Annotated in this window: 18 protein-coding genes and 1 tRNA gene; 15 read left to right on the top strand and 4 right to left on the bottom strand. The window is 61.8% G+C overall.

All coding sequences use genetic code 11. The features are described from left to right. Positions 1-6 precede the first annotated feature (6 nt). The 7 genes from cls (at position 7) to JYJ39_RS07205 (ending at position 9,551) form a co-directional block, all read left to right on the top strand. On the top strand, positions 7-1,437 hold the full coding sequence (gene cls, locus JYJ39_RS07175; RefSeq protein ID WP_205203216.1) for a cardiolipin synthase: 1,431 nt from the start codon (positions 7-9) through the stop codon (positions 1,435-1,437). Between the two features lie 27 nt (positions 1,438-1,464). Beyond that, positions 1,465-3,348, top strand: coding sequence for an ATP-dependent zinc metalloprotease FtsH (gene ftsH / locus JYJ39_RS07180; RefSeq protein WP_240189581.1), 1,884 nt, complete (start codon positions 1,465-1,467; stop codon positions 3,346-3,348). Further along, a complete protein-coding gene (gene trxC, locus JYJ39_RS07185) occupies positions 3,345-3,785 on the top strand; it encodes a thioredoxin TrxC (protein ID WP_205203218.1) in 441 nt (146 codons plus the stop codon). Before ftsH ends, trxC begins: the two co-directional genes overlap by 4 nt. A 155-nt stretch (positions 3,786-3,940) precedes the next feature. Then, positions 3,941-6,748: a sensor domain-containing protein gene (locus JYJ39_RS07190; protein ID WP_205203220.1), complete on the top strand. Its 2,808-nt coding sequence runs from the start codon at positions 3,941-3,943 to the stop codon at positions 6,746-6,748. Positions 6,749-6,931: 183 nt separating this feature from the next. Then, the gene (locus tag JYJ39_RS07195; protein ID WP_205203222.1) at positions 6,932-7,432 is read left to right on the top strand and encodes a phosphate-starvation-inducible PsiE family protein; all 501 of its coding nucleotides are present in this window, start codon (positions 6,932-6,934) and stop codon (positions 7,430-7,432) included. After that, the gene (locus JYJ39_RS07200; RefSeq protein ID WP_205203224.1) at positions 7,410-8,375 is read left to right on the top strand and encodes a zinc metalloprotease HtpX; all 966 of its coding nucleotides are present in this window, start codon (positions 7,410-7,412) and stop codon (positions 8,373-8,375) included. Before JYJ39_RS07195 ends, JYJ39_RS07200 begins: the two co-directional genes overlap by 23 nt. 24 nt (positions 8,376-8,399) lie before the next feature. Continuing rightward, a complete protein-coding gene (locus JYJ39_RS07205) occupies positions 8,400-9,551 on the top strand; it encodes a S1C family serine protease (RefSeq protein ID WP_205203226.1) in 1,152 nt (383 codons plus the stop codon). An 18-nt stretch (positions 9,552-9,569) separates the two neighbouring features. Here the strand turns inward: JYJ39_RS07205 and JYJ39_RS07210 are convergent, their stop codons facing one another. Next, a complete protein-coding gene (locus JYJ39_RS07210) occupies positions 9,570-9,974 on the bottom strand; it encodes a lysozyme (RefSeq protein ID WP_240189582.1) in 405 nt (134 codons plus the stop codon). 114 nt (positions 9,975-10,088) lie between these two features. Here JYJ39_RS07210 and JYJ39_RS07215 point away from each other — a divergent pair, with 114 nt between their 5' ends. Continuing rightward, positions 10,089-10,373 carry a hypothetical protein gene (locus JYJ39_RS07215; RefSeq protein WP_205203228.1) on the top strand — a complete coding sequence of 95 codons (285 nt, stop codon included), beginning with the start codon at positions 10,089-10,091 and terminating at the stop codon, positions 10,371-10,373. A gap of 307 nt (positions 10,374-10,680) precedes the next feature. Here the strand turns inward: JYJ39_RS07215 and JYJ39_RS07220 are convergent. Further along, positions 10,681-10,757, bottom strand: a tRNA-Met gene (locus JYJ39_RS07220). Between the two features lie 139 nt (positions 10,758-10,896). Between JYJ39_RS07220 and miaB the strand changes: the two genes are divergently transcribed. Genes miaB through lnt form a run of 5 tightly spaced genes read left to right on the top strand, consistent with a single transcriptional unit; the run spans position 10,897 to position 16,068 of the window. After that, positions 10,897-12,246 carry a tRNA (N6-isopentenyl adenosine(37)-C2)-methylthiotransferase MiaB gene (gene miaB / locus JYJ39_RS07225; protein WP_205203229.1) on the top strand — a complete coding sequence of 450 codons (1,350 nt, stop codon included), beginning with the start codon at positions 10,897-10,899 and terminating at the stop codon, positions 12,244-12,246. 1 nt (position 12,247) lies between these two features. Further along, a complete protein-coding gene (locus JYJ39_RS07230) occupies positions 12,248-13,255 on the top strand; it encodes a PhoH family protein (RefSeq protein ID WP_205203230.1) in 1,008 nt (335 codons plus the stop codon). Continuing rightward, positions 13,230-13,673 carry an rRNA maturation RNase YbeY gene (gene ybeY, locus JYJ39_RS07235; RefSeq protein ID WP_205203231.1) on the top strand — a complete coding sequence of 148 codons (444 nt, stop codon included), beginning with the start codon at positions 13,230-13,232 and terminating at the stop codon, positions 13,671-13,673. The genes JYJ39_RS07230 and ybeY overlap by 26 nt, the downstream gene beginning before the upstream one ends. A 42-nt stretch (positions 13,674-13,715) precedes the next feature. Beyond that, positions 13,716-14,549 carry an HlyC/CorC family transporter gene (locus tag JYJ39_RS07240; RefSeq protein WP_205203232.1) on the top strand — a complete coding sequence of 278 codons (834 nt, stop codon included), beginning with the start codon at positions 13,716-13,718 and terminating at the stop codon, positions 14,547-14,549. A 22-nt stretch (positions 14,550-14,571) separates the two neighbouring features. Then, positions 14,572-16,068, top strand: coding sequence for an apolipoprotein N-acyltransferase (lnt, locus tag JYJ39_RS07245; RefSeq protein ID WP_205203234.1), 1,497 nt, complete (start codon positions 14,572-14,574; stop codon positions 16,066-16,068). Here lnt and JYJ39_RS07250 read toward each other — a convergent pair. Beyond that, the gene (locus tag JYJ39_RS07250; RefSeq protein ID WP_240189583.1) at positions 16,048-16,770 is read right to left on the bottom strand and encodes a transglycosylase SLT domain-containing protein; all 723 of its coding nucleotides are present in this window, start codon (positions 16,768-16,770) and stop codon (positions 16,048-16,050) included. The genes lnt and JYJ39_RS07250 overlap by 21 nt on opposite strands. A 303-nt stretch (positions 16,771-17,073) precedes the next feature. Next, on the bottom strand, positions 17,074-18,585 hold the full coding sequence (locus JYJ39_RS07255) for a YiiX/YebB-like N1pC/P60 family cysteine hydrolase (RefSeq protein ID WP_205203236.1): 1,512 nt from the start codon (positions 18,583-18,585) through the stop codon (positions 17,074-17,076). A 205-nt stretch (positions 18,586-18,790) separates the two neighbouring features. On the opposite strand from JYJ39_RS07255, the gene glyQ reads away from it, so the two are divergent. After that, on the top strand, positions 18,791-19,735 hold the full coding sequence (gene glyQ, locus JYJ39_RS07260) for a glycine--tRNA ligase subunit alpha (protein WP_240189584.1): 945 nt from the start codon (positions 18,791-18,793) through the stop codon (positions 19,733-19,735). A gap of 63 nt (positions 19,736-19,798) precedes the next feature. Beyond that, positions 19,799-21,910, top strand: coding sequence for a glycine--tRNA ligase subunit beta (gene glyS / locus JYJ39_RS07265; protein ID WP_205203238.1), 2,112 nt, complete (start codon positions 19,799-19,801; stop codon positions 21,908-21,910). The last annotated feature ends 2 nt before the right edge of the window (positions 21,911-21,912 follow it).

Genomic DNA, 21,912 nt, shown 5'->3' on the forward strand with positions numbered 1-21,912 from the left:
GCTGTCGTGTCCGACCCCAACGGGCTGACATGGGCAGCCACCCTCGTGTCGCTGGCGGTCGCTATCCCCACAGCGGGGCACGCGGTCATCTACAAGCGTGACCCTCGATCGGCCACGCTGTGGGTACTGCTGATCGCCTTGTTGCCGCTGGGCGGTTCGCTGCTGTATGGGCTGTTCGGCATCAACCGTTACCAGCGGCGGGCGCGGCGGCTCTTCCCGGGGGCAGATCCTGCTGTTCGGCAGGACCTCTCGCCCACGATGCCCGAGGCTGTATCGCCGCCGCTTGCCGGTCTGGCCCACCTGGTGGGACGCGCCACCGGCCAGTCGCTGACCGGCGGCAACCGCATCGAGCCGCTTGTCGATGGCGAGCAGGCCTACCCGGCCATGCTCGCCGCCATCGAATCGGCGCGGTACAGCGTCGCCCTGGCCTCGTACATCTTCGACGGCCAAGGCATCGGGGCGCAGTTCGTCGATGCGCTGAGCCGGGCTCATGCGCGCGGCGTGCAAGTGCGGGTGCTGATCGACGATGTCTATGCCCGCTGGACACCCAGCAGCGCCTACCGCGCCTTGCAACGCGCCGGCGTTCCGGCGGCGACGTTCAACCCGACGTTGATTCCCGCGCGCCTGCATGGCGCGCATCTGCGCAATCACCGCAAGCTGCTGGTGATCGATGGCAAGACGGGTTTCACCGGCGGCATGAACATCTTCGGTCCGTATTGGCGGCCCGATGCGCCGGGCCAGGCCTGTCACGATTTGCACTTTCGTCTGCGCGGGCCGGTGGTAGAGCATCTGATGCGGAGCTTCACCGATGATTGGTGCGATACCACGGGCGAGCGGCTCAGCAAGGGTTTCTGGCGCGAATCTCCCGCAATGGCTGATGAGCAAGGAACCTCTTGGGCGCGCGGCATCGAGGCCGGTCCCGATGAGGCCCTGGACAGGATGCGCTGGACCTTCATGGGCGCTTTGAGCGCGGCGAAGCATTCGGTGCGCATCTGGACACCTTACTTCGTCCCCGATCAGCCGATGATCGCGGCGCTAAGCACGGCCGCGTTGCGCGGCGTGCGTATCGACGTGCTGACGCCTGCGAACGGTGACCATCCCACGGTGCAATGGGCCGCGCGCGCCCACTACTGGCAGGTGCTGGAGCACGGTGTACGCATATTCGAACGACCTGGCCCGTTCGACCACAGCAAGCTGATGCTGATAGACGGCCAGTGGTGCTGCCTGGGTTCGGCCAATTGGGATGCGCGCAGCCTGCGCCTCAACTTCGAGTTCAATGTGGAGGTGTACGACACCGCGCTGTCTACGCGGCTGGAATCCCTTTTTGATGCCGCCCGTGATGCATCGAACGAGATATCGGCCATGGCGTTGCGCGCCCGTCCGCTGGCCATCCGCTTGCGCGACGGGGTGGCCCGTCTGTTCACCCCCATTCTCTAGCGGCACGACTTGCGAGGAACATTGCCCATGGAAAAGAAAGATCAATGGAACATTGGCTACTGGATCGTCGCCGGCCTGTTGCTGCTGACGCTGCAGAACTACTGGCAGGCGGCCAAGACCGTCGAGCCCGTGCCCTACAGCGAATTCGAGAAGGCGCTGGCCGAGGGGCGCGTCGCCGAAGTGCTGGTGGCGGACCGCACGGTCACCGGGCGCCTGAAATCGCCGGACAGCCGGGGCAAGACCACCATCGTGGCCACCCGTGTCGAACCCGACCTGGCCGAGCGGCTGTCCAAGTACGACGTGCCCTATGCGCGGGTGGTGGAAAGCACCTGGCTGCGTGATGTGCTCTCCTGGATTCTGCCGGCGGTGGCCTTCTTCGGCGTCTGGTTCTTCCTGTTCCGCCGCTTCGCCGAGAAGCAGGGCATGGGTGGTTTCCTGAGCATCGGCAAGAGCCGTGCCAAGGTATTCATGGAGAAGAACACTGGCGTGACCTTTGCCGATGTCGCTGGCGTCGATGAAGCCAAGGCGGAGTTGGTTGAGATCGTCGATTTCCTCAAGAATCCGCAGGAGTATGGACGGCTCGGGGCGCGCATTCCCAAGGGCGTGTTGCTGGTCGGCCCACCGGGCACCGGCAAGACATTGCTGGCCAAGGCTGTTGCCGGCGAGGCGGCGGTGCCCTTCTTCTCCATCTCCGGATCAGAGTTTGTCGAGATGTTCGTCGGCGTGGGTGCGGCCCGTGTGCGCGATCTGTTCGAACAGGCGCGTGCGCAGGCGCCGGCGATCATCTTCATCGATGAGCTGGATGCTTTGGGCCGCGCACGCGGTGTCGGAGGACCGATCGGTGGACACGACGAGCGTGAGCAGACGCTGAACCAGTTGCTCACCGAAATGGATGGCTTCGACAGCTCGGTCGGGCTGATCATCCTTGCAGCCACCAACCGGCCGGAGATCCTCGATCAGGCCTTGCTTCGCGCCGGTCGCTTCGACCGTCAGGTGCTGGTGGACCGTCCCGACAAGAAAGGTCGCCTGGATATCCTGAAGGTCCATGTCAAGAAGATCACCCTGGCCCACGGTGTAGATCTGGAACAGGTGGCGGCGCTGACCACCGGCTTTTCCGGCGCTGATCTGGCCAATCTCGTGAACGAAGCAGCGCTGAACGCGACGCGGCGCAAGGCGCAGGCTGTGGAACTGCAAGACTTCACCGCCGCCATCGAGCGCATCGTGGCCGGCCTGGAAAGGAAGAACCGTGTGCTCAATCCGAAGGAGCGGGAAACCGTGGCCTATCACGAGATGGGGCATGCGCTGGTGGCGCTGGCGCTGCCCGGCACCGATCCGGTACACAAGATTTCAATCGTTCCGCGTGGCATCGGTGCACTCGGCTACACCCTGCAGCGGCCCACCGAAGACCGATTTCTGATGACACGTGCCGACCTGGAGCACAAGATCGCCGTGCTCCTGGGAGGGCGCGCGGCTGAGAAGCTCGTGTTTGGCGAGCTGTCCACAGGGGCTTCAGACGATCTCGCGCGGGCCACCGACATCGCCCGCGACATGATTACGCGCTTCGGCATGGATGAGGGCTTGGGGTACGTTGCTTTTGAGGCACAGAGGCCGCGTTTTCTTGATGCGCCTGAACTGGTACAGGGTGGCTGCCGGGTAGCCGAATCGACTCAGACACGCATCGACCAAGCCATCCGTGACATCGTGATGGGTGTGTTTGATCGTGCATACCGAATTCTCGAAATTAACCGAGAAGTACTGGAGCGATGCGCGCGCGAACTGCTCGCACGGGAAACGCTGGATGAATACAGCATCCGGCAACTGACGCAAGGGCTACAGCTCGAATCCCCATGTCACAGCGGCCCAACTGCCGGAGCCATTACTTCCTCTGTGTCCCAAGGAGCCACCTCATGAGTGACAGCATGCATATCGTCTGCCCACACTGCCAATCCATCAATCGCGTGCCAGCCAACAAGTTGGCAGAGAAGCCCAATTGCGGGCGGTGCCAGCACCCGCTGTTCACCGGAGAACCCATTGATCTGACCACAGCGACCTTCGCCCGTCATCTGGAGCGCAGTGACCTGCCGCTGCTGGTTGACTTTTGGGCGCCGTGGTGCGGACCGTGCAAGATGATGGCGCCGCAGTTCGAGCAGGCAGCCTCCCTGCTTGAACCCAAGGTGAGGTTGGCCAAGGTAAATACCGAGGCCGAGCCTGACCTGGCCGCCCAGTTCGGTATTCGCAGCATTCCAACCCTGATTTTGTTCCGAGGGGGACATGAGGTTGCACGTCAGGCGGGCGCCATGGGCGCGCAGGACATTATGCGCTGGGTGACATCCCGCTTGCCGCAATGACCCGGCGCGAACCACCCTGCTTATCAGTTGTTCGATCCTTGAAGAAAGTGCGTAGCCGCGATGCATAGCGACCCCAACCACACAATCTTTGACGAAATACGCTCCGAGTTGCAGAAACTTTGGAACCTCTGTTTCACCCATAAGGAGCGTCACCTTTGAACGAGACGCCTCAAATCTCAGCCCGACACTGTGACCAGATTAACCAGAATGCCCATTCTGGCAGTTGGCATCTCGATCTTGGCTCGCAACTCCTCACTTGCTCCGATGAAGCCTGCCGCGTGCTCGGCCTGGATGTTGGTGCGCCAATAGCCTTCGAGCGATTCCTGCAGTGCATTCACCCTGAAGACCGCCCCCTCTTCGATAGGGCATGGGATGCTGCCATGTGCGGAAAGTCCCTTGATCTGCGGTGTCGCATCGTCAGCGGAGGGCAGGTTCGCTGGATACACCTGCGGGCAACATTCAAGGGCGACGCCTCTGGTCGACCCAGAGCGGCAGACGGGACGGTAGAGGAGATCACCGATCTCAAGAGGGTCGAGCAGGCGCTGAACTCTATGCGGCGACAGCGAGAAGAGTTGGCCAGCCACGTTCCCGGTATGCTTTACCAATACCGTCTTCGTCCGGACGGCAGCTCGCACTTCCCTTATGCCAGCGCGAGGATACAGGAAATATACGGGGTTGCACCGGAGGATGTTCTTGAAGATGCCACTCCTGCGTTCGCTGCGCTCCATGCTGAAGACCGCGACCGTGTGCATGAAACCATACGGGCGTCGGGGCAGTCACTCGCGCTTTGGCATGACGAGTACCGAGTGCAGTTTCCAGACGGTCGGGTGATCTGGGTCGAAGGTGAGGCGTCGCCTGAAGCCATGCCTGATGGGAGCATCCTCTGGCACGGCTATATCCATGATGTCACCTCACGCAGAAGATCCGCGGAAGAGCTTCGCCTTGCGGCTAAAGTTTTTGAGCACGCAGGAGAGGGTATCCTCGTTACGGACGCTCAGGGCCACATTGTCAACGTCAATCGGGCGTTTTCCGTGATCACTGGTTATGCGCGGGAGGAAGTAATGGGTCAGACACCTCGTCTGCTCGAGTCCGATCGCTATGACGATGAGTTCTATCAGACCGCTTGGCAGGCTCTGCGTGAGCACGACTATTGGCACGGAGAGCTCTGGTGCCGACGCAAGAACGGCAGTCAGTTTGCCGCGCTGCTGACGATCAGTGCAGTCCCGGATATGCGGGGCAATATCGAGCATTACGCAGCCATGTTTTCCGACATCACAGCGCTGAAGGAGAACCAGCAACAGCTTGAACGCGTTGCTCACTACGACCTGCTCACCGGCTTGCCCAATCGACTATTGTTTGGAGACCGCCTTAAGCAGGCCATTCGTCAGACACGTCGGCGTGGCATGCACCTGGCGGTTGTCTTCATCGATCTGGATGGATTCAAGAAGGTCAACGACCAGCACGGCCACGGAGTCGGCGACAAATTGCTTTCCGTCCTGTCCAGGCGTATGACGCAGGTGTTGCGCGAAGACGATACCTTGGCCCGTCTTGGTGGTGATGAGTTTGTCGCTATTCTGGTCGACCTGCCGGATATTTCCATCAGCGTACCGATTCTCGATCGCCTGATCGAGGTGGCTGCACAGCCCGTACCGATTGGTGACGCACTGTGCGAGGTGAGCGCGAGTATCGGTGTGAGCTACTACCCGCAAGGCGAAGATATCGACGCCGACCAACTGCTGCGGCAGGCAGATCAGGCTATGTATCGTGCCAAGCAAGCCGGCAAGAATCGATATCACGTTTTCGATACGGAGAAGGATCGTACGCTGCGCACCCGTCACGAAGGATTTGACAGCATAGAGAATGCACTTGCCAATGGGCAGTTTCTGCTTTATTTCCAACCTAAGGTCAACATGCGCACCGGTGAGGTGCTGGGCGCCGAAGCCTTGATCCGCTGGCAACATCCGACGCGTGGCTTGTTATCTCCTGCCTCCTTCATACCCATCATTGAGAACCATCCGCTCGGGATTGACGTGGGGAAATGGACCATCGAGGCTGCGCTGACCCAGATCGAAGTTTGGCGCAAGGCCGGCCTTCATGTCCCGATCAGCGTGAATATCGGTGCGCGGCACTTGCTGCAACCGGACTTCATCATGCATCTACGGGGTATGTTGTCACGACATCCCGACGCCAAGCCGCAAGACCTTGAACTGGAAATCCTCGAAACCAGCGCCGTGGAGGACTTCGTTCAAGTGTCTCAGTTGATGGCGCTGTGCGAGAGGATGGGATTGCGTTTTGCCCTCGACGATTTCGGCAGCGGCTATTCATCGCTGACCTATCTGAAGCGCCTGCCCGCGCACCTGCTCAAGATCGACCAAGGTTTTATACGCGACATGCTCGAGGATCCGGACGATATCGCCATCCTGGATGCGCTACTGGCACTGGCAAGGTCGTTTGGCAGGAACTGCATCGCGGAGGGAGTCGAATCCATTAAGCATGGTGAAATGCTGCTGCGTATGGGATGCGAGTGGGGCCAGGGTTATGCCATCGGGCATCCGATGCCGGCGCATGAATTCGAGCAATGGCTACACACCTGGCAGGTACCCTTATCCTGGAAGGGATTCAAACCTGACAGTCGCTCCGCGCTGCCCGTGCCGTTCACATACGCCGACCACCGGGTCTGGATTTCCCAGATGATCGACTATCTGTCAGGTAAGACCCAAGTGCCGCCTCAACCCGAAGCACTCCAATACTGGCGGGATCAAAGTGGCCGCCCTACGTTCTTCGGCAAGGATCCTGATGATCAGGTCGATGTCCTGCATCAGAGCATCCAGCAGTTAGTGCACACCCTGAGTGAAATGAAAAATGCCGGCCGTGTCGAGGCATTGAGGGCTGGCATCGATAAGTTGCAACATTTGCAGGCGGATCTGCTGGGATTGCTGCCGCCAGACCAGAAGCCAGATTGATGCCATGCATGGGACAAAGGGTTGACGTGCAAGAGGCTGATCCACCCATCGGCGGCGCCACGGGCGCGCAGGACATTATGCGCTGGGTGGCTTCGCAATTGCCTCGGCAATCCAGGTGTAATCGAGTCGTCTTCTCGGACTCCCCGTTCCATTAACGTTTCATTGAAAGAGAGAGCAACGCTTATGCATAAAGAATCTGGCCACACGGCCCTTGACGAGATGCGCTCCCAGTGGCGGTTGATGACGGTTTACGAGCGCTTCGAGCAGGTTGTTGTCATCACGCTGTCGGGCGTCATGTCGATGGTGATTGTGATTTCGCTGATTCAGTTGATTCGGCTCGTCTTCACGCTGCTCGTCATGGATGCACTGAATCCACTGGATCATAAGGTTTTTCAGCTGGTATTCGGTGCCACCATGACGCTCCTGATCGCGATGGAGTTCAAGCATTCCATCGTGCGCGTGGCGCTGCGTCGGGACAGCATCATCCAGGTCAAGACCGTAATCCTCATCGGCCTGATCGCGCTGGCGCGCAAGTTCGTGATCCTCGACCCCGAGGCGAGCCCTGGCAAGATCGCCGCGCTTGCAGGAGCCACACTGGCGCTCGGTGCCACTTACTGGCTGCTGCGCGAGCGCGACGACCGCGCCGCCGAGACATCTGAGCATGATCCGTCATCATCCCAATGACCCGCGCGCGGCGTTGTTGCAACACCGCTGGCTCAACCGCCTGCAGACCGGGCTGTTGATCCTGACCCTGGTCGGGATCGCAGCCGCCGCAGGAAGCCTGCTGTTCGGGGAAAGCGGCCTGTGGCTCGCGCTGTTTGCAGTTGCAGGCACGCTGTTGCTGGAACCGGCAGCCGCATCCGTCTTGACCTTGCGCCTGTACCGCGCACGGGCTTTGTACCCGCACGAAGCCCCCGAGATTTGGGCCCTGTTGCGCGAGCTGTCCGCCCGTGCCGGTTTGCCCGCCACGCCGGTGCCGCACTACGTGCCCAGTGCCGTCGTCAACGCCTTCGCCACCGGCTCGAAGCAGGAGGCATCGATCGCCCTCACCGATGGCCTGCTGCGCAGCCTGAGCCCACGCGAGCTGGCGGGTGTGCTCGCGCATGAAGTCGCGCACATCGCCAATGAGGATCTGCGCGTCATGGGTCTGGCGGATTCCGTCAGTCGCCTCACGAGCCTGCTGGCTATGGTCGGACAGATCGCTATTGTGTTCAGCTTGCCCGCGTTGCTGGTTGGCGCGGCGGAGGTCTTTTGGCCTAGTCTATTGTTATTGGCCGCATCGCCCCAGCTGGCCCTGCTCGCACAGCTCGGCTTATCTCGCGTGCGTGAGTTCGACGCTGACCGCCTCGCGGCGGAACTGACTGGCGACCCGCAGGGGCTTGCGTCAGCGCTGGCGAAAATCGAGCGGGTCAGCCGCTCCTGGCGTGCCTGGCTGTGGCCGGGATGGGGCAATCCCGAGCCCTCCTGGTTGCGCACGCATCCGGCAACGCAAGAGCGCATCTCACGCCTGCTGACGTTGGCGCCCAGGCCAGCATCAGCGTTGCCGTTTCACGAGATCCATTTCTTGCCGGAATCCGCTGTGACGCCGCGCCCGCCGCGCTGGCGCCCGAGCGGGCTATGGCGCTGATTGCCTTTCAACAGGAGACTTCTCATGGCCTACCCTAACCCGTATCCACGCCCTGCACCGGATCCCTTCATCCGGCGCTGGCTCTTCATCACCGCCTGCATTGCTGCGCTCATGCTGCTGTGGCAGTTCCTGCCTGCCATCGAGGCCTGGTTCAGTCCGCGCGAGGCGGCAGAGCGCACCGTGACGGCGCGCGGCGACTTGGCGGCGGACGAAAAGGCCACCATCGAACTGTTCGAAAAATCGCGCGCCTCGGTGGTCTACATCACCACCGCGCAATTAGTACGCGATGTCTGGACGCGCAACGTGTTCTCCGTGCCGCGCGGTACAGGCTCGGGCTTCATCTGGGACGACGCCGGCCACGTCGTCACCAACTTCCACGTCATCCAGGGCGCGTCCGAAGCCACCGTCAAACTGGCCGACGGCCGCGACTACCAGGCCGCACTGGTGGGGACGAGCCCCGCGCACGACATCGCCGTGCTCAAGATCGGCGTCGGTTTCAAGCGCCCGCCGGCCGTGCCGGTCGGCACCAGCGCCGACCTCAAGGTGGGACAGAAGGTGTTTGCTATCGGCAACCCCTTTGGCCTGGACTGGACGCTCACCACCGGCATCGTCTCCGCGCTCGACCGATCGTTACCGGGAGAAGCGGGCGGCCCGGCCATTGATCACTTGGTTCAGACCGACGCCGCCATTAATCCCGGCAACTCGGGCGGCCCCCTGCTCGATTCGGCAGGGCGGCTTATCGGCATCAACACGGCGATCTACAGTCCCTCTGGCGCCTCGGCCGGGATCGGTTTTGCCGTGCCGGTGGACACCGTCATGCGGGTAGTGCCGCAACTCATCAAGTCCGGCAAATACATCCGCCCGGCGCTGGGCATTGAGGTGGACGAACAGCTCAATCAGCGCCTGCTTGCGCTGACGGGAAGCAAGGGCGTGTTCGTGTTGCGTGTCACCCCCGGCTCGGCAGCGCACAAAGCCGGGCTCGCTGGGGTCGAGATTACCCCACAAGGCATCGTGCCCGGCGACCGCATCGTTCGCATCGACGGCACGGCGATCGACGATGTGGCCAAGCTGCTCGCGCGGCTAGACGACCGGATGGTCGGCGATGTGGTGGTCCTGTCAGTGGAGCGGGCCGGCAAATCGCGAGAGGTGCAGCTGGAGTTGCAGCCCGGGATTTGATTCAGTTGAATCTCTGGTTCATGCGGCGTTGAGCAGCCAAGCGGCTTCAGCCTCACGCCGTGTGACCAGTCCCGGCAGTACTTTTCCACCGCTATAGACCCATCGCCGCAGTTCCTGCCCAGCAGAAGACCAGTCCCGCTGGTTAATGCGCCGTCGCAGCGTCGACGTCTGCAACCGCCCCGCGCCAAGGTTGAACGTGAAGTCAACGATGGCCGCGAGCCGCGCCTCCGGCTCAGTGGCCAGTACCGGGCAGTAGCGCAGCGTCGCCGTCAGTGCCGTCTGCAGATCGCGCGCCAGATAGACCTCGGCTTCTGCCTCCGTGATCGGCGGATGCTTGGGGTCGCAGAGATGGCCGTACCCAATCGTCCAGAACCCTGCCGGGCAGATGTAGGGGACGGCAGTGATCTCGATTCCGCGTTTCACTGTAAAACAGCGTGCAAAACTTTCCAGATTTCTGGGGTGATCAGCGTCCAAAAGTTGCCACCCTGGGTTGTGTAACCTTCCGGCGTTTTTGCCGGGGAATCTGGGGTGTTATCCATGGAAGTCATAGCCGAAATCCGGCGCCGTCATTTGGTCAGTGGCGAGAGCATCAGTTCGATTGCGCGAGATCTGAAGCTGTCCCGCCCGACGGTGCGCAAGCACCTGCGAACCGAGAGCGAAGTGGTCTATCTTCGTACGCATCAGCCGGTGCCGAAGCTGGGGGCTTTCCGGTCTGTACTGGAAGGTTGGCTGAACACAGAGCGTCAGCTCCCCAAAGCGCAGCGCCGCCCCTGGCCCAATGCCTGGGGCGACCAGATGCGCGTGCTTGCGTCACCCGGGTGAGCGCGTCGCGCCCAGCACCAGCAACCGCCTGCGGGCGGTTTTTTTGTGGCTACTCGGCACTCGGTCGCCACCGCTACAGGAGTTGCCAACCACAACCGACCGCCTCTAAACCCGCGTCAGCAAAGGAAGTAGCCTCGAGAACGCTCGCGTGACCACCAGAGAAAACGGAGAACAGAGAGGCGTCAGCGGGGGCGAAAACGCCGACTTCGCAGGCGTGGCGCTCGCGAGGCCAGGCCCGAAAACCGCGCCAACACTGGGGGAACGGGCAAAAAAATCCCAACCGGATAATGGTTGGGATTTTGGGTATTGGTGGTGATGGGCAGAATCGAACTGCCGACCTATGGGTTATGAATCCATCGCTCTAACCGTCTGAGCTACATCACCACGTTTGAGGGCGCGAATTATAGGGGCGGGCGAGTGGGTGGTCAACCGGGTTATAATTCGCCCCCTCAATTTCGCAACTTTCTGCGGCGCCGCGTCGACTCGTGGCGCATTTTTTTCCAGCATTTTCAAGAAATCACTCATGGCGAAAAAATTATTCATCCGTACCTTCGGGTGCCAGATGAACGAGTACGACTCCGAGAAGATGATCGATGTTCTCCATGCCAGCGAGGACATCGTCAGAACAGACAATCCGGAAGAAGCCGACATCATTTTGTTCAACACCTGCTCAGTGCGCGAGAAGGCGCAGGAAAAGGTGTTTCATGACTTGGGGCGGGTACGCCCTTTGAAGGAAAAAAATCCCAACCTGGTCATTGGTGTGGGCGGCTGTGTGGCCAGCCAGGAGGGCGAGGCCATCGTGCGCCGGGCGCCGTATGTGGATGTGGTGTTCGGGCCGCAAACCCTGCACCGCCTGCCGCAGTTGATTGCTGAACGCAAAAGCAAGGGCAAGGCGGCGGTGGATGTGTCGTTCCCGGAGATCGAGAAATTCGACGCCCTGCCCCCGGCCGAGATCAAGGGGGCGACAGCCTTCGTGTCGATCATGGAAGGCTGCTCCAAGTTCTGCACCTACTGCATCGTGCCCTACACGCGCGGCCAGGAAATTTCGCGGCCATTCGCCGACGTGCTGACTGAAGTCGCCGATCTGGCCACGCACGGTGTCAAGGAAGTCACGCTGCTCGGGCAGAACGTCAATGCCTATCGTGGCGACATGGACGACAGCGAAGAAAAAGCCGACCTGGCACTGCTGATCGAATACATCGCCGAGATTCCCGGCATCGAGCGCATCCGCTACACCACTTCGCACCCCTGCGAGATGAATCAGCGCCTGATCGATGTCTACCGCACCGTCCCCAAACTGGTATCGCACCTGCATCTGCCGGTGCAGGCGGGTTCGGATCGTGTGCTGGCAGCGATGAAGCGCGGCTACACGGCGCTGGAATACAAGTCGGTGGTGCGCAAATTGCGCGCAGCGCGGCCGGACATCGCCTTGTCGACCGATTTCATCGTCGGTTTCCCCGGCGAGACCGACGCCGATTTCGAAAAGACCATGAAGCTGATCGACGAAGTCGGCTTCGATGCGTCCTTCAGTTTCATCTACAGCCCGCGCCCGGGCACTCCGGCGCTCGATCTGGTCGATGACACACCGGCAGAAGTGAAATCGGCGCGGCTGATGCGACTGCAGAAACGCATCGACGAGCTGGCACAGGAGGTCAGCCAGGCCATGGTCGGCACAGTGCAGCGGGTACTGGTGGAAGGCCCGTCGAAGAAGGATGCCAACGAGCTGGCCGGGCGCACCGACAACAATCGCATCGTCAACTTCGCCGGCGGGTCTGCCAACAGCGCGCGCCTGATCAACCAGTTCGTCGATGTGCGCATCCTGCAGTCCCTGTCGCACAGCCTGCGCGGCGAAATCGTGACGCGGGAAATCTGAGATGGGCGCACAGGTGAACGACACGACCACAGGCCAGCGCCGCAATGCCGCACGCCCCATCGAAATCGCCCTGACGCCGCTGGACAACGCTCAGCTCGCCAATCTGTGCGGGCCACTGGACGAGAACATCCGGCAGATCGAAACCGGCCTCGATGTCAGCATCCGCCGGCGCAACGAGCGCTTTGCCATCAATGGCGGCAATGCCCAGCTGACCGCCGATGCCCTGCGTCACTTCTACGCACTGGCGCGCCAGCCTCTGTCGGTCGATGAAATCCAGCTCGGCCTGATCGAACTCACCAACGCACCGATCCGGCGCCTCAGCCGCGCCGCCGAGAGTCCGGTAGACGGGCCGCAGCTGATCACGCGCAAGAACGAACTGCACGGACGCACGCCGCGCCAGGTTGAATACCTCAAGCACATCCAGGCACACGACATCACCTTCGGCATCGGTCCGGCCGGCACCGGCAAGACCTATCTGGCGGTCGCGAGCGCGGTGGATGCCTTCGAACGCGACCTAGTCGAGCGCATCATCCTCACCCGGCCGGCAGTGGAAGCCGGCGAACGACTCGGCTTTCTGCCCGGCGACCTGACGCAGAAGATCGACCCCTACCTGCGCCCGCTGTACGACGCCCTGTACGACCTGATGGGGGCCGAGCGGGTGGCCAAGCTGTATGAAAAGCGCGCCATTGAGATCGCGCCGCTCGCCTTCATGCGCGGGCGCACGCTCAACCACGCTTTCGTCATTCTCGACGAAGCACAGAACACCACGCCGGAACAGATGAAGATGTTCCTCACCCGGATCGGTATCGGTGCCAGGGCGGTGGTGACCGGCGACATCACCCAGATCGATCTACCCAAGGGGCAGAAAAGCGGCCTCAAGGAAGCGCTCGATATACTGCACGATGTGCGCGGTATTGCCTTCACCCACTTTCGCAAGGAAGATGTCGTGCGTCACCCACTGGTCGCCCGCATCGTCGAAGCTTATGAAAACCACCAGCACACGTCTTGATCTTTCCGTGCAGTACGTCTGCCCGCGCGCCGGCCTGCCCGTGCGCGCCGATTTCCTGCGCTGGGCGCGCGCCGCACTCGATGGCGGTGGCAGCATCACCATCCGCCTGGTGGAGAACGAGGAAGGCCAGGCCCTGAACCGCGATTACCGGGGCAAGGATTACGCCACCAATGTCCTCTCCTTCCCCTACGAGTACGAACCGCGCACTGTCGGCGATCTCGTCCTCTGCCCGGAAGTCGTCGCCCGCGAAGCCGCCGAACAAGGCAAGACGCTTGCCGCCCACTACGCGCACCTCACCGTGCATGGCATCCTCCACCTGCAAGGCTGGGACCACGAGGAAGACGAGCATGCCGAAGCCATGGAAAACGAGGAACGGCGCATCCTGGCGGCGCTCGGCATCGCCGACCCCTACGCCTGATCAACCCGCCGCAAGAAAGGATAAAACCTGACGCCTGCAGCCATGGATAAACCTTCTTTCATCGAACGCCTTTCTTCACTCCTCCTGCGCGCACCGGAAGACCGGGCGCAGCTGCTGCAGATCCTGCAGACAGCCCACGAAAAGAACCTGCTCGACGCCGATGCCCTGGGCATCATCCAGGGCGCACTGGCCGCATCGGAAACGCCGGTCACCGAGGTGATGATTCCACGCTCGCAAACCGATGTCATCGACGCCAGCGCACCTTTCGACATCATCCGCAAAACGGTCATCATCTCCGGCCACTCGCGTTTTCCGGTCATCGAAGGCGATCGTGACAACGTGCTCGGCATCCTGCTGGCCAAGGACCTGCTGCGCCAACCCGCGCCGGAAGATTTCAACCTGCGCCAGTGGCTGCGCCCGGCCGTGTTCATTCCCGAATCGAAGCGCCTGGATGTGCTGCTGCGTGAATTCCGCGTCTCGCGCAACCATATGGCGATCGTGGTTAACGAATACGGCGGCATGGCCGGGCTGGTCACCATCGAAGACGTCCTTGAGCAGATCGTCGGCAACATCGAAGACGAATACGATCTCGACCAGAGCCACGACAACATCCGCCGCGATGCCGGCGGGCGCTTTGTGGTCAAGGCCAGCACCAGCATCGAAGATTTCAACACCGCCTTCTGCTGCGATTTTCCTGCTGACGAATTCGACACCATCGGCGGCTTCCTGCTCGGCGAACTGGGCTATGTCGCCAAAAGAAACGAAATCATCTCCCTCGCCGGCATCCGTTTCCAGGTCCTGCGCGCCGATAGCCGCCGCCTGTACACCCTGCTGGTTGATCTGCTGCCTCCTACCGAAGAGCAAGCAGACGACTGACGTCTGACTTCTTTATTGCGCCATGCCGCTATCCGCACTGCGTCACTTGCCACCGACCTGGCTGCTCGCGCCCGTACTGGGGGCGGCCGCGGTACTCTGCTTCGCGCCCTTCTCGCTATTCTGGGCGGCACCACTCGCCTGGCTGGGCCTTTTCCTGCTGTTCGAGCGCAGTCACAACCCCCGCCAGGCTGCGGTAACAGGCGGGCTGTTTGGCCTGGGTTTCTTTCTCGCCGGGGTGTCCTGGGTCTTCGTCAGTCTCTCGGTGTTTGGGGGCATGCCGGCCTGGCTGGCCGCCCCGGCCACTTTCCTGTTCTGCGCCGTACTCGCCCTCTACCCGGGGCTCAGTGGTTTCCTCTACCGCCGCTGGCGCCCGCCAGCCTTCTGGCAGCGCAGCCTCTTCTTTGCCGCCTGCATCGCCGGCGCCGACTGGTTGCGGGCCTGGCTATTCACGGGCTTTCCCTGGCTGGCCCTGGGTTACAGCCAGACACCACCGAGCCCGCTGGCGGGTTTTGCTCCGGTTCTTGGCGTCTTCGGCCTGTCCTTCCTGCTCGCCTGGCTGGCCGCTACCCTGGCCCGCCCCCGTCTTGGCCTGCCGCTCGCCGCCCTCCTCGCCCTGAGCGGTTTCGGCTTGCAGCAGATCCACTGGAGCGAGGCACACGGGCCGGCATTACGCGTGGCGCTGGTCCAGGGCAACATCCCGCAGGAAATGAAATTCGACCGCACCGCCTTTGTGCAAACGCTGCAACTGTATCGCGAGCTGATCGCCAGTCACCCGGCCGATCTGACCATTCTGCCGGAAACTGCCCTGCCCACCTTTGTCGATTACCTGCCGAGAGAGTATCTCGACGAACTTGCCTCACTCGCCCGCCAGCAGGGCGGCAACATCCTGTTCGGCACCCTCACCGGCGACCCGGACGGCGCCTACTTCAACAGCGCCGTCAGCCTGGGCGCGGCACCGGCGCAGGTGTACAGCAAACAGCATCTGGTGCCGTTTGGCGAATTCATCCCGCCGGGATTTGCCTGGTTCATGGCCCACGCCCACATTCCCATGTCGAGTTTTTCCGCCGGCGCCGGCGGCGGTGAAACGCTCACCTTCGGCAGCGACGCTGCGCGCTATCAAGTGGCGGTCAATATCTGCTACGAAGACGCCTTCGGCGAAGAGATCATCCGCGCCCTGCCCGCTGCCGGCTTGCTTGCCAATCTCTCCAACACTGCCTGGTTCGGCGATTCGCTCGCACAACCGCAACACCTGCAGATCGCCCGTCTGCGCGCGCTGGAAACCGGCCGCCCGATGCTGCGCGCCACCAACACCGGCATGACTGCCCTGATCGACGCCCAAGGCCAGATCCAGGCCCAACTTCCTCCCTTCACCCGTGGCGTACTGCAGGTTGAAGTCAGGCCCCACCGGGGAGCGACCCCCTATAGCCGCAGCGGCAACTGGGGCGCACTGGCGCTGATGCTGCTGGCTGTGGTGCTGAGCAGAATCAAGTCAAGCCGCTCAGGCGCGGCGCTTCACTGACTGCAAAGCTGCTTCCAGACGTCGGCGTTCGGTCATGACCTTGCTGGCGTAGCGTTGTTCCGGATCGTTCAGGGCACCGCCGAACTGCTGCAACCCGGGCACCAGGCCGCCGTTGCGGGCAATCGATTCGCGCAGGATGCGGGCGCCGATCTGGACATTGATGATGGGGTCGAAGAACGGCAGCGAGCCGGCATCTTCCGGCAACTTGTCGCTGTGAAAGCGCGGCATCACCTGCATCAACCCCTGAGCGCCGACCACACTTTGCGAAAAAGGATTGAATCCGGATTCAACACCAATCACCGCAATGATCAGCAAGGGGTCCAGACCAAGCTCCTGGCCGCTTTCCTGTGCCGCCAGAAAGATCGGCTCCAGCACTTCGTTCGATACCCGGTAGCGGCGGGCCACTGAATCGAGCGCCAGCTGCATGCTGGGCAACAAGCGCCTGTCCCCGGTCAGGGACATCGTGGACGACGGGCTGTCCGGGGTGTTTTCCGCGTCATCCACGCTCGCATTGACTGCGGCCGGAAACATCGCCCGTACCCCATCGATGAAGCCTGAATGCCCTTGATAGGTCCCGGCCAGACCAAGAACGAAAATGGCGCCGGCCAGCATCAGCCCTTTGCGCACGGCATGCGACAGAAATTCAAGTGCGCGCAGAACTGCGGGCGAAGCCAAACGTGAAACCGCTTGAGAAGCAAACATGCGTCCTCCTTTACTGATCACCGACAGAGAAAAAACTGCCCGGCGATGGTTTAAGTCGGTACGGCACCGGGGTTTTCAGTCGATGAAAACAGGCAGGCATCCCTGCCGGATGGCGCTTGCAAATAGATTATCGGTGCGCCAGAAATCCGGTGCTGCACTGCAGCAATCGGCGCATTCTATTGATTTACTTGGAGAAGTCAATAAACCGTCCGTAACGAATGGTGTTCACTCTTGCCTGAATTCCCGCCCGTACCCCTACCGGGTCAAGAGAAGGTGCTGCAGGGCAGCACACTCACCCAGACCTCAGTCGTCGCTGGACACCTGGTTCTCAACCAGTTGTAGAGCACGCGGTTGCAGCAGCCTGGAAATAACTTCTTCCGGCTGCTCCGTAATTTCCTGACCGTCGCGATAGAGCAGCGCAACTTTGAATTTCCCGCCAGGAATGGCCTGCGCAGCCACATTGTCCGGACTGATGGTCACCCGCCCCAGCTGGCGCTGGAGCGGCCAGCGCACATCACCGTAGGCGTGATACACCAGCTCCGAACACACGATGCGGTCTGTGGTTTCGACATCGAAATTGAAGTCATAGGCCTTGCCCACCTGACGCAGGGTTTGCAGGATGACTTCTGCGCGCTGCGTGTCGTTGATGTCGCGGGGGCGCATCAGGGCCAGATCATCGATGTTCATGAACTGGCGCAGCGTGTTCATTTTGACCCCGGAACGCAGGGCCTCAACCACGCCACGCCCGGCGCGGATGCTGTCCTGATGGGGCTGCACCACCGGGTGCTCCCAGAGGCCCAGCGCCCGCAGTTCAGTCTCATCGCCCACCCAGACTGCGACATGACCGTAGTGACCGGGGATGAAACTATCCGTCAGGCGAAAGGGCGTTTTCTCCAGCAGCACATCACCTGCACGCACCTGCTGCGTCAGCTTGTGCAAGGCATCGGCATCGCCGTCGAGCTTGCCCCGCCGCAATTCCACCAAGCCAACCGCATTGCCGAAAAACAGGCTGGACAAGTTCACGCCTTCTTTCTTGAGCTTGTTCAGGGTATCCAGCGTGAACACACTGAAAAATCCGAGTTGCCGTCCGACATAACCCAGCGGCCGGAAACGGCGCACCATCTGGTAGGCCGGACTTTGTTCAATCAGCTGCGCCACGTAGCGCTCGGCGTCATTTTCCGACAGGGCCAAGAACTGCCCGTGCTGCTCGTACCAGCTGACGGCCCGCTGCGTCCGGGCCCGATTGAGTGCCGAATTGAACGACATCGCCATGCGCGTCAGCTCTCCGCTTGGCAGGGCAAACCCCTGGTCGCGGCTGTTCAGGTGCTGACGCAGGGAGGGGATGGCACGGTACAAACCGACCGCAGACAGATAATTGTCGTACAGCATCAGAGCCGACGACAGCCCGAGCGCAATGCCGCTCGCCTGTATGCGCGCCTGCTGAGCGTCTTCCGGAAGCGGCAGATCGAGCCAGCATTCATGGTCATTAACAACCTGCAGGAGCCGGTCGCGTAGAGCCAGCATGGCAGCCGCACCCTGATTCAGGCGCCGCAGATCGCCGCCGCTCAAAGCCTCCTTGCGAGCCTCCTTCTCCTGCAAGGAGTATAGAAAATCCACTGCCCGCGCCCGCAGGCTCAGCACTTCCTCGCTCAATATCTGGTGCTTGGCCAGACGATCCTGCAATTCGGCCGCATCCGGCAGCACCTGCTGCGCTACCGTACAGCGCAGTTCCGTCAGACTGTCTGCCATGCCTTCCTCAGCATGCGCCCCGGCAACAAGCAGTAGCAAAGCACAGCACACAGAAAGAATGCGCATCTCGATCATCCGTCATGAAAAACAGGAGCCGCATCTTACATGACGGCCGGGATCACAGGGAGCAAGCAAGAGGAAAACGCCGGCCTGGAGCAGACAACCGCCATGCAGTGGCGCCAGCCACCATGCCAGTTCCTGACCAAAGCCCGGAAAAAAAGTAGAATCGGGGGTTTCCGCTTCTCTGCGCTTCTCTGCGCGCGCACCTCACATGACCACCATGCAAAAACCGAGTTTTCAGGAAATCATTCTGCGTCTGCAGCAATACTGGGCCAAACAGGGCTGTGCGCTGTTGCAACCGTACGATATGGAAGTCGGCGCCGGCACCAGCCACACTGCCACTTTCCTGCGCGCCATCGGCCCGGAGCCCTGGAAAGCGGCCTACGTGCAACCGTCGCGCCGGCCCAAGGACGGTCGCTATGGGGAAAACCCGAACCGCATGCAGCACTACTACCAGTATCAGGTGGTGTTGAAACCTGCCCCAGAAAATATCCTTGAACTCTACCTCGGCTCCCTGGAAGCCCTGGGATTTGATCTGAAGAAGAACGACGTGCGCTTCGTCGAGGACGACTGGGAAAACCCGACGCTCGGCGCCTGGGGCCTGGGCTGGGAAGTCTGGATGAACGGCATGGAAGTGACGCAATTCACCTACTTCCAGCAGGTCGGCGGCATCGACTGCAAGCCGATCACCGGCGAGATCACCTATGGTATCGAGCGTCTGGCGATGTATCTGCAGGGCGTCGAGAACGTCTATGACCTCGTCTGGACCGACGGCCTGACCTATGGCGACGTGTACCACCAGAACGAAGTCGAACAGTCCGCCTACAACTTCGAGCATTCGGATGCCGACTTCCTGTTCACCGCCTTCTCCGCGTACGAAAAGCAGGCCCAGCACCTGATCGCCGCACAACTCGCCCTGCCCGCCTACGAGCAGGTACTGAAAGCGGCCCATACGTTCAACCTGCTCGATGCCCGCGGCGCCATTTCGGTGACCGAACGCGCCGCCTACATCGGCCGCATCCGCAATCTGGCCCGTGCTGTCGCGCAAAGCTACCTGGATTCCCGTGCCCGCCTCGGCTTCCCCATGGCCCCACGGGAGTGGGCAAGCGAAGTGATGAGCAAGCTCGCTGAGCAGAGTGCCAAAAAACCCGCCTGATCCCCGCCCTGCGGCGCAAATGCGCCACGCTGGCCGCCTCCTTCAAGCTTTCCGAAAAATGCCATGACTCAAAATCTCCTCGTTGAACTCTTCGTTGAAGAATTGCCGCCCAAGGCGCTGAAAAAACTCGGCGAATCCTTTGCCCATTCCCTCCTGGCTGCATTGCAGAAAGAAGGGCTGGCCGCCGCTGCGGCCCAGGTCACCGCCTTTGCCACGCCTCGCCGCCTGGCCGCCCACATCACCTCGGTGCTTGCCGTAGCGGAGGACAAACCAGTTGTGCAGAAGCTGATGCCGGTCGCGGTCGGTCTCGATGCCAGCGGCAACGCCACGCCGGCACTGTTGAAGAAGCTGGCCGCACTCGGCGCCGATGCCTCCTGCGTACCGCAACTGCGCCGCGAAAATGACGGCAAGGCCGAGGTTCTGTTTTATGACAGTCTGGCCAAGGGCGCCAGCCTGAGCGAGGGTTTGCAACGGGCCATCGAAACCGCCCTGGCGGCACTGCCGATTCCCAAGGTCATGAGCTATCAACTCGCCGACGGCTGGGACACGGTGCATTTCGTGCGTCCCGCCCATGGCATCGTGGCCCTGCACGGCGAACAGGTGGTGCCACTTGCCGTACTCGGCCTGAGTGCCGGCAATACCACCCGCGGTCACCGTTTCGAAGCCCAGTGCGATCCGGTACGGATTGCCAGTGCCGATGCCTACGCAGAAACACTGCGCCGCGATGGCGCCGTGATTGCTTCCTTTGCCGAGCGTCGCGCCGAAATCGAACGCCAGCTGGCAGCCGCCGCCGCGCGCGCCGGTTCGGCGCTGCAACCAATTGAAGACGACGCCTTGCTCGATGAAGTCACCGCTCTGGTCGAACGCCCCAATGTACTGATCGGCGAATTTGAAGAGGAATTCCTCGCCGTGCCGCAGGAATGCCTGATCCTGACCATGAAGGCCAACCAGAAATACTTCCCGCTGCTTGATGCCGAAGGCAAGTTGAGCAACAAGTTCTTGGTCGTCAGCAACATCAGCCCGGACGACCCCTCCGCCGTCATCAGCGGTAACGAACGCGTGGTGCGGCCACGGCTCGCCGATGCCAAATTCTTCTTCGATCAGGACCGCAAAAAATCGCTCGAATCGCGCGTTCCCGGCCTGGCCAAAGTGGTCTACCACAACAAGCTGGGCACCCAGAGCGAGCGCCTGCAGCGGGTCACCGCCATCGCCCGCCTCGTCGCCGAGCAGATCGGCGGTAACGAACTGGCTCTGCGCGCCGAACGTGCCGCGCTACTGACCAAGGCGGACCTGCTCACCGACATGGTCGGCGAATTCCCCGAGTTGCAGGGCATCATGGGCCGCTACTACGCCCTGCATGGCGGCATCCTGAACGACATCGCCGATGCCATCGAAGACCACTACAAACCGCGTTTTGCCGGCGACAGCCTGCCACGCGGCCCGGTCGGCACCGCCGTGGCCATGGCCGACAAGCTGGAAACCCTCGCCGGCATGTTCGGTATCGGCCAGACGCCAACCGGCGACAAGGACCCCTTTGCGCTGCGCCGGCATGCTCTCGGCGTGATCCGCATGCTGGTCGAAGGCAAGCTCAACCTGCCGCTGGACCGCCTGCTGGCGGAAGTGTTCGCTCAATTTACCGGCATCGACGGCTTCAAGCCCAACCCGCAAGCCCTGGCCGATTTCATCTACGACCGCCTGGCTGGCAGCCTGCGCGAACAAGGCTACAGCGCCCAGGAAGTCGATGCCGTGGTCAGCCAGCGGCCGCAACGCCTGGGCGACCTGGTGGATCGCCTGGCTGCCGTGCGCGCCTTCTCCAACTTGCCTGAAGCCGCTGCCCTGGCCGCTGCCAACAAGCGGGTCGGCAATATTCTGAAGAAAGCCGACGGCCCGGTGGAAGCCCATGTCGACAGCGCACTGTTGCGCGAAAGTGCCGAAAGCGCGCTGCACAACGCGCTGGTCGATGTCGTGCCGCAAGCCGATGCCGCCTTCCTCACCGGCGATTACACCGAATCACTGCAAGTGCTGGCGCGCCTGCGGGCTCCGGTCGATGCCTTTTTCGACCAGGTCATGGTCAATGCTGATGACCCGGCGCTCAAAGCGAACCGTCTCGGCCTGCTCGCCACGCTGCATGCCGCGATGAACCGGGTGGCCGATCTGTCGCGCCTGTCTGCCTGAAC

This window comes from Azonexus hydrophilus (assembly GCF_905120355.1).
Lineage (GTDB): Bacteria > Pseudomonadota > Gammaproteobacteria > Burkholderiales > Rhodocyclaceae > Azonexus.

Bases quoted from the DNA above. Each gene is read 5' to 3' on its own strand.
- ftsH (WP_240189581.1), top strand. From the start codon at position 1,465: ATGGAAAAGAAAGATCAATGGAACATTGGCTACTGGATCGTCGCCGGC.
- JYJ39_RS07200 (WP_205203224.1), top strand. From the start codon at position 7,410: ATGATCCGTCATCATCCCAATGACCCGCGCGCGGCGTTGTTGCAACAC.
- lnt (WP_205203234.1), top strand. From the start codon at position 14,572: ATGCCGCTATCCGCACTGCGTCACTTGCCACCGACCTGGCTGCTCGCG.
- trxC (WP_205203218.1), top strand. From the start codon at position 3,345: ATGAGTGACAGCATGCATATCGTCTGCCCACACTGCCAATCCATCAAT.
- JYJ39_RS07205 (WP_205203226.1), top strand. From the start codon at position 8,400: ATGGCCTACCCTAACCCGTATCCACGCCCTGCACCGGATCCCTTCATC.
- JYJ39_RS07195 (WP_205203222.1), top strand. From the start codon at position 6,932: ATGCATAAAGAATCTGGCCACACGGCCCTTGACGAGATGCGCTCCCAG.
- glyS (WP_205203238.1), top strand. From the start codon at position 19,799: ATGACTCAAAATCTCCTCGTTGAACTCTTCGTTGAAGAATTGCCGCCC.
- JYJ39_RS07230 (WP_205203230.1), top strand. From the start codon at position 12,248: ATGGGCGCACAGGTGAACGACACGACCACAGGCCAGCGCCGCAATGCC.
- miaB (WP_205203229.1), top strand. From the start codon at position 10,897: ATGGCGAAAAAATTATTCATCCGTACCTTCGGGTGCCAGATGAACGAG.
- ybeY (WP_205203231.1), top strand. From the start codon at position 13,230: ATGAAAACCACCAGCACACGTCTTGATCTTTCCGTGCAGTACGTCTGC.
- JYJ39_RS07240 (WP_205203232.1), top strand. From the start codon at position 13,716: ATGGATAAACCTTCTTTCATCGAACGCCTTTCTTCACTCCTCCTGCGC.
- glyQ (WP_240189584.1), top strand. From the start codon at position 18,791: ATGACCACCATGCAAAAACCGAGTTTTCAGGAAATCATTCTGCGTCTG.
- JYJ39_RS07250 (WP_240189583.1), bottom strand. From the start codon at position 16,770: ATGTTTGCTTCTCAAGCGGTTTCACGTTTGGCTTCGCCCGCAGTTCTG.
- JYJ39_RS07215 (WP_205203228.1), top strand. From the start codon at position 10,089: ATGGAAGTCATAGCCGAAATCCGGCGCCGTCATTTGGTCAGTGGCGAG.
- JYJ39_RS07255 (WP_205203236.1), bottom strand. From the start codon at position 18,585: ATGCGCATTCTTTCTGTGTGCTGTGCTTTGCTACTGCTTGTTGCCGGG.